This window comes from Kribbella albertanoniae (assembly GCF_004348455.1).
Classification (GTDB): Bacteria; Actinomycetota; Actinomycetes; order Propionibacteriales; family Kribbellaceae; genus Kribbella; species Kribbella albertanoniae.
Map to the genome: position 1 here is coordinate 1 of NZ_SMKA01000383.1, position 6,701 is coordinate 6,701.

A 6,701-nucleotide genomic window follows, 5' to 3' on the forward strand; every position below is an offset into this window, starting at 1 on the left:
GGTGTAGTCCTCGTGGAAGATGTCGGGTTCGAGGTAGACGTGGACCGCCATCGGTTCGGCGGCGCGGATCGCGAGCTCGGCGGCGTCGATGGTTTGGGCGATGGTGGCGCTGTCGGCGGCCGAGTCGACGGCGAGTTTGGCGGCGACCAGGACCTCCTCGGGACCGAGGTGCAGGGTCTTGATGTGGATCAGGCGCTGGACGCCGACGGTGTTCTCGATCGCGTCGACGATCTTCTGCTGCGACTCGCGGGTCGCGGACTCACCGAGCAGCAGGGACTTCATCTCGATCGCGAGGAAGATCGCGACGACCACCAGCAGCACGCCGATCGCCATCGAGCCGAGGCCGTCGAAGACGCCGTTGCCGGTGACCAGGGTCAGCACGACACCGATCAGGGCGAACACCAGACCGGTGAGCGCGGCGAAGTCCTCGAGCAGGATGACCGGGAGCTCGGGCGAACGGGCGTTGCGGATGAACTTGGCCCAGCCGACAGGTCCGCGGACCTTGTTCGCCTCGACGATCGCGGTCCGGAACGACAGCGTCTCCATGATGATCGCGGCCACCAGCACCGCGACCGGGACCCACTTCCAGTTGTCGATCCCGTGCGGGTCGTGGATCTTGTGCCAGCCCTCGTAGAGCGCGAACAGACCACCGACGCTGAACAGCACGATCGCCACGATGAACGAGTAGACGTACCGCTCGCGGCCGAAACCGAACTGGTGCAGCTCGTTGGCCTCGCGCTTGGCGCGCTTGCTGCCGACCAGCAGCAGCACCTGGTTGCCGGCATCGGCGAGCGAGTGGATCGACTCCGCCAGCATCGAGGCCGACTGGGTCAGCCCCCACGCCGCGAACTTGGTGATCGCGATCCCGGTGTTCGCCAGCAGGGCCGCGACCACGGCCTTGTTTCCGCCACCAGCCATGGTTGTTCAGGTCCTCCGCAAAATCAGGGTGTGGACACGACGAATGCCGTGCCGGAACCACGCAGGTTACAGGGTCCCTCGGGTCCACCCGCGAACGCGGACTGCCCGGCGGACAACGTCACCCCGTCATAGGTGCCCCCGGCACCGACTTCGACCGCTCCGTCCACACAACAGACGATCCGCGGCCCGGTCCCAGTGACCGTTCGTTCACCACCCTCAAGATCCACCCGCTGTACGGCGAAGTACTCGCACCCGGTCGCGTAGACCCCGTCGGTCGCGGTCAGCACCGGGTCGGTCAGCGGCTCGAAGTCGACCACCGACACCAGCTCCGGTACGTCGACGTACTTGCTCGTCAGGCCACCCCGCAGCACGTTGTCCGAGTTCGCCATCACCTCGAACCCGAGCCCGTGCAGATACGCATGCACGTTCCCAGCAGGCAGATACACGGCCTCGAACCGCTCCAGCCGAACCCGGTTCAACAGCAGAGCCGCCAGCACGCCGGGGTCGTCGGGGAAGTCCGCGCACAACCGGGACAGCGTCTCGATCTCAAGCCGGTACGCCGAACCCGCGTACTGCACGCACGCCTCGCCCAGCGCGGACACCAGCGGCCGGATCGCGTCCCGGTCGTTGCTCATGAAATCGGTGAAGGCTTCCTGCAGCTTGCCGTCCCGCAGTTGCGAGGCCAGCCCGTCGAAGCCCACCGGCGCCAGCGCCTCGAGCAACGCAACCGTCGCGGCCAGCGGCCGGAACCCGACCAGCGCGTCGAACGGCTCCAACGCAATGAGGATCTCCGGCTTCGGCCAGGCGTCCTTGTAGTTGCGCTCCCCGGCGTCCCGCGGAATCCCGGCCGCCTCGTCGCGCGCATACCCGTCGATCGCCTGCTCCCGCGAGGGGTGCGCCTGGATCGACAACGGCTGCCCCGCCGCCAGCAGTTTGGCCAGGAACGGGAACCGCCCCTCGAACCGCTCAGCCGTCTCCACACCCAGTACGTAGGATGCGCCGGCCGCGACCACGTCGTACAGGGAGTCGCCTGAGGGCAGCACGGACGGCGCCGACTCGTGGGCGCCCATCCACATCTCCGCTTGGGGCTGGCCGTCCGGCTCCACACCGAGCAGCTGCGGCAGAGCGGTCGGCGATCCCCACGCGTAGTTGCGGATGGTGTTCTGGAGCCGGACTACCACGCTGGGTCCTCCGACGGGATGCCTGGCTCGGCCGGTGCGTCGTCGGTCGGAGTCCCGTAGCGGCCCAGCCCAATACCCAGGTACGCCGCGGCATACCGGCCCTGCTGGGTCAGAGCGGCGTACCGGGCGATGTCCGTCCCGTCGGCCTGCTTCACGACGTGCACGCGCACCTCGTGCCGCTCGGCCTTGAGCGCCAGCTTGTTGCGGGTCTCGATGACCGAATCATCGGCCAGACCGTCGTCCAGAATGATCAGTGCGGGCCGCAGCTCGTCGCCCTGATCGAACGGGTCGGCGAACAGGTCCCGCGGCGGCTGGTTGAGCACCGGCAACAGGTGACCGGCATCAGCGGCCAGCGCCGGTCGGCCACTGGCCAGCCGCAGCGCCTCGACAACCCGGCGCGCAGCACGGGCAGCCAGCACCGAGCCGCCCCACACCAGCGGCAGCGAATCGGCCAGCACGAGCGCGAACTCCTTGCCCGGGTTGGACGACACGTCGTTGTTGGGCGAGCAACTGATCGCCACGTCGTCGAGCATCGCCGCCACGGACTTGGCGTCCACAACCGGCCCGAGCTCCATCTGGTGCAGCCCCTGCAGTACGGCGACCGCTCCGGCGAGCTGGTCATCGGACTGCGACGGCATCCGGATCGCGTGTCGCAGACCGGCCGATGCGATCGCCACAGGCGAGTCCTCGGGCGCAGCAACCATCAGACCGCAACCGCGACGCGCAGCCTCGCCAGCGGCCGACAGCGCGTCGTTGTCCTCGGACTGTCCACCCAGCACGATCACCAGGTCCAGCGGACCGGCCCACCCAGGCAGACCCGGACCAGGCCACGCAACGAACGGCACCGGGCAGACCGGCTCCAGAACAGCGCGGACCAGCCGAGCGTCCCGACCGGCCGCCACAATGGCGCGCGGCCGGAAGCCGTCGGAAGTCAGCGAGGACAGTACGTCGTCCGCCGCCTCCAGCTCGGCCCGCACGCGCGCACCGGCCATGGCCAGGCGCCGCAGCAAGTGATCGGCTGCCTTCAGGGCAGCTGGGTCGTCCAGCCGCGAGTCATCAAAGGCACTCATGCCTGGTCCGCGGTCTCCTCGGTGCGGGTGTCCCGGGCCTCGTCGATCAGCAGCACCGGGATGTCATCGCGCACCGGGTACGCCAGCGCACAGCCAGCGTTGGTGCAGACCAGTTCGTTCGCCTCGTCGTCCACCCGGAACTCCGAGCGGCACTTCGGGCAGACCAGGATGCTCAGCAGGTCCGGGTCCAGGTTGACTGCCATTAGTTTTCCCCATTCGCAGGCGTGCCGGTGATCAGCGCCAGCACTTCATCGCGGACCCGCTCCATGGTGGCGCGGTCCGCCGCTTCGACGTTCAGCCGCAGCAACGGCTCGGTGTTCGACGTGCGCACGTTGAACCACCACTGTGACGCGGACACGGTGAGGCCGTCCAGGTGGTCGACGGCGATGTCATCGCGGCCGCCGTACGTGTCCTCGATCGCCGCGACCGTGGCCGCCGCGTCGTCGATCTTGTTGTTCAGCTCGCCGGACGAGACATAGCGCTCGTAGACGGCGAACAGCTCGCTGGCCGGCTTGTCCTGCTCACCCAGCGCGGCCAGCACGTGCAGTGCGGCCAGCATGCCGGTGTCGGCCCGCCAGAAGTCCCGGAAGTAGTAGTGCGCCGAGTGCTCGCCACCGAAGACCGCATCGGTCTCGGCCATCTTCTGCTTGATGTTGGAGTGCCCGACCCGCGTCCGCACCGGCACGCCACCGTGCTCGGTGACGAGCTCCGGCACCGCCTTGGAGGTGATCAGGTTGTACAGGATCGTCGCGCCGGGGTGCTTGGCCAGCTCCCGGACCGCGACCGCACCCGTGATCGCGCTCGGCGAGATCGGGTCACCCTTCTCGTCGATCACGAAGCAGCGGTCGGCGTCGCCGTCGAAGGCCAGCCCGAGATCGGCGCCGATCTCGCGGACCTTCGCCTGCAGGTCGACCAGGTTCTTCGGGTCGAGCGGGTTCGCCTCGTGGTTCGGGAAGCTGCCGTCCAGCTCGAAGTACATCGGCACGATCTCGACCGGGCCGGTCGAGAAGACGGCCGGCACGGTGTGCCCGCCCATCCCGTTGCCGGCGTCGACGATCACCTTGAGCGGCCGGATCTTGGTCAGGTCGACCAGGTCGTGCAGATGATCGGCGTACGCGGTCAGCAGGTCCTTCTCGCGGATCTTGCCCGGTACGGAGGTCGCCACCGGCCCGTCGACCAGAGCCTTCTCGACCAGGTCGGCGATGTCCCGCAGCCCGGAGTCCGCACCGACCGGCGCGGCGCCGGCGCGGCACATCTTGATGCCGTTGTACTGCGCCGGGTTGTGGCTCGCGGTGAACATCGCGCCCGGCAGGTTCAGCCGGCCGGAGGCGAAGTACAGCTGGTCGGTCGAGGCGAGACCGATCATGATCACGTCGGCGCCGGTGCTCGCCACACCCTCGGCGAAGGCGGCGGCGAGCGCCGGGCTGGACGGGCGCATGTCGTACCCGACCACGACCGCCCCGGGACCCGCGAGCACGTCCAGGACCTCGACGAAGGCCGCACCGGTCGCCCGGGCCACCGACTCGTCCAACTGGTCCGGGACGACTCCGCGAACGTCGTACGCCTTGAAGATCGCCGCAACGTCAACCATGCGTGGACCTTATCCGGCCCAGTGTAAAAGCTGTATTTCAGCCCTTGTCGAACCACTCGGTGGCGCCCCGGTGATGCACTTCAGGCAGCTGCCTGGGTACGACGGGAGCCGCCCAGCCGACCGCGTTCGCGATCACCTGCTGCACGTCGGAGTGGTGGTACGTGGGGAACTCCTGATCACCCGGCCGGAAGTAGAACACCCGGCCCTGGCCCCGACGGTAGGTGCAGCCGGAACGGAACACCTCGCCACCGGTGAACGAGCTGATGAAGACCAGTTCGTCCGGCTGCGGGATGTCGAACAGCTCGCCGTACATCTCCTCGCGCTCGATCACCAGCGGATGCGGGATCCCGCGCGCGATCGGGTGCCCGGGGGCGACCGTCCAGATCAGCTCACGGTCGTTCTCGGCGCGCCAGTCCAGCGAGCAGGTGGTCCCCATCAGCTTGATGAAGATCTTGCTGAAGTGCGCCGAGTGCAGCGCGATCAGGCCCATCCCGGACAGCACGTGCTTCTGCACCCGCTCGACGACCGCGTCGTCGACCTGGTCATGCGCTGCGTGCCCCCACCAGGTGAGTACGTCGGTCTCCGCCAGCACCTCCTCGGTCAGACCGTGCTCGTCCTGCTGGAGCCACGCCGTACGGACCACAACGTCCTGGCCGAGCTTGGCCCGCAGCGCCGACGCGATCGTCTCGTGCATGGTGTCCGGGTAGATCTTGCGGACGGTCTCGTCACGGTCCTCGTGGACGTTCTCGCCCCAGACGGTGACGCGAATGGGATCAGTCATGCAGCACTACCTCTCGTCCTGCCTTCGCCGAGGCGTAGCAGGCGTCGATGACCTCGGTCCGGAGGAGCGCCTCCGAGCCGTTCTGACCTTCCCAGTCGCCGCTCTGGACGATCCGGACGAACTCCCGCACGACAGCGCGGTGCCCGAGCCCCGGACCGGTCGCGGGACGCACCTCGGCCGGGATACCGGCGACATCGGTGTAGATCCGCAGCGTGTCGTCGTTCGTGTAGTTCTGGACGTCGATCTTCGCGCCGCCCTCGGTACCGAACAGCTCGATCCCGAAGTTGTCGCCCGGCGCCCGGTAGGTCGCCCAGCTTGTCTCCAACTGCAGCGCGCCACCACCTTCGAGACGCAGGTACGCCGTCGCCAGGTCCTCGACCTCGAACTTCGAACCGAGCGTGTCGACGGTCGGCCGCTGCGCACTGTGCGCACTCCCCCGGCCGCGCGGGCCCAGCTCGGCGAACGTATTCGCCGACACCGTGGTCACCTGCGGCTCACCGAGCAGATGCAGCGCCATATCGAGGATGTGGACACCCAGGTCGATCAACGGGCCGCCACCGGACAGCTCCCGGTTGGTGAACCAGCCACCCATGCCGGGGATGCCATTGCGACGCATCCAGTGCGCCTTGGCGTAGTAGATGCGGCCGAGCTGGCCCTCGTCGATCTGGTGCTTCAGCGCGATGACGTCACCGCGCTCACGGTGGTTGAAGACGACCTTGAGCACCCGGCCGGCCTTCTTCGAGGCCTCGACCATCGCAGTGCCCTCAGCCACGGTCCTGGCCAGCGGCTTCTCCGACAGCACGTGCAGGCCCTTCTCCAGCGCGGCCAGCGCAATCGGGGCGTGCAGTTGCGTCGGCGTACCGATGCTGACCGCCTCCAGGCCTTGCGCCTCGAGCAGGTCCTCCCACTTCTCGTACAGATGCGGTACGCCGTGTTTCTCGCCCAGACTGGTCAGCAGATCCTTCTCCAGCCCAGCCAGCGCGACCACCTCAACATCCGGCAGCTCGGAGAACGCCTCCAGTGCGGTGCGCCCTGCAAACCCCAGCCCGACCACTCCGACACGCAGCTTTTGATCGTTCACAGCAACGATCCTCCCCCGCCCACCCGGTCACGACAATCCGCCTTCCACACTACGGAACAACTTCAAACACCTTCCCCCC

General features: G+C 68.1%; 7 protein-coding genes. All 7 read right to left on the reverse strand.

What is annotated here, in order from left to right; translation table 11 throughout:
* Positions 1–918: cation diffusion facilitator family transporter (locus tag E1261_RS42120; RefSeq protein WP_132415482.1), on the reverse strand; the 918-nt coding region annotated here is incomplete at its 3' end.
* A 23-nt stretch (positions 919–941) separates the two neighbouring features.
* Complete coding sequence (manA, locus tag E1261_RS42125; RefSeq protein WP_132415484.1) at positions 942–2,099, reverse strand: mannose-6-phosphate isomerase, class I; 1,158 nt, start codon at positions 2,097–2,099, stop codon at positions 942–944.
* Complete coding sequence (locus E1261_RS42130; RefSeq protein WP_132415486.1) at positions 2,093–3,169, reverse strand: SIS domain-containing protein; 1,077 nt, start codon at positions 3,167–3,169, stop codon at positions 2,093–2,095. The genes manA and E1261_RS42130 overlap by 7 nt, the downstream gene beginning before the upstream one ends.
* On the reverse strand, positions 3,166–3,372 hold the full coding sequence (locus E1261_RS42135; RefSeq protein WP_132415488.1) for a Trm112 family protein: 207 nt from the start codon (positions 3,370–3,372) through the stop codon (positions 3,166–3,168). The genes E1261_RS42130 and E1261_RS42135 overlap by 4 nt, the downstream gene beginning before the upstream one ends.
* The gene (locus tag E1261_RS42140; protein WP_132415490.1) at positions 3,372–4,760 is read right to left on the reverse strand and encodes a phosphomannomutase/phosphoglucomutase; all 1,389 of its coding nucleotides are present in this window, start codon (positions 4,758–4,760) and stop codon (positions 3,372–3,374) included. The genes E1261_RS42135 and E1261_RS42140 overlap by 1 nt, the downstream gene beginning before the upstream one ends.
* 37 nt (positions 4,761–4,797) lie before the next feature.
* Positions 4,798–5,541, reverse strand: a complete 744-nt coding sequence (locus tag E1261_RS42145) for a ThuA domain-containing protein (RefSeq protein WP_132415492.1) — start codon at positions 5,539–5,541, stop codon at positions 4,798–4,800.
* Positions 5,534–6,622: a Gfo/Idh/MocA family protein gene (locus tag E1261_RS42150; RefSeq protein WP_132415494.1), complete on the reverse strand. Its 1,089-nt coding sequence runs from the start codon at positions 6,620–6,622 to the stop codon at positions 5,534–5,536. The genes E1261_RS42145 and E1261_RS42150 overlap by 8 nt, the downstream gene beginning before the upstream one ends.
* Positions 6,623–6,701 lie beyond the last annotated feature (79 nt).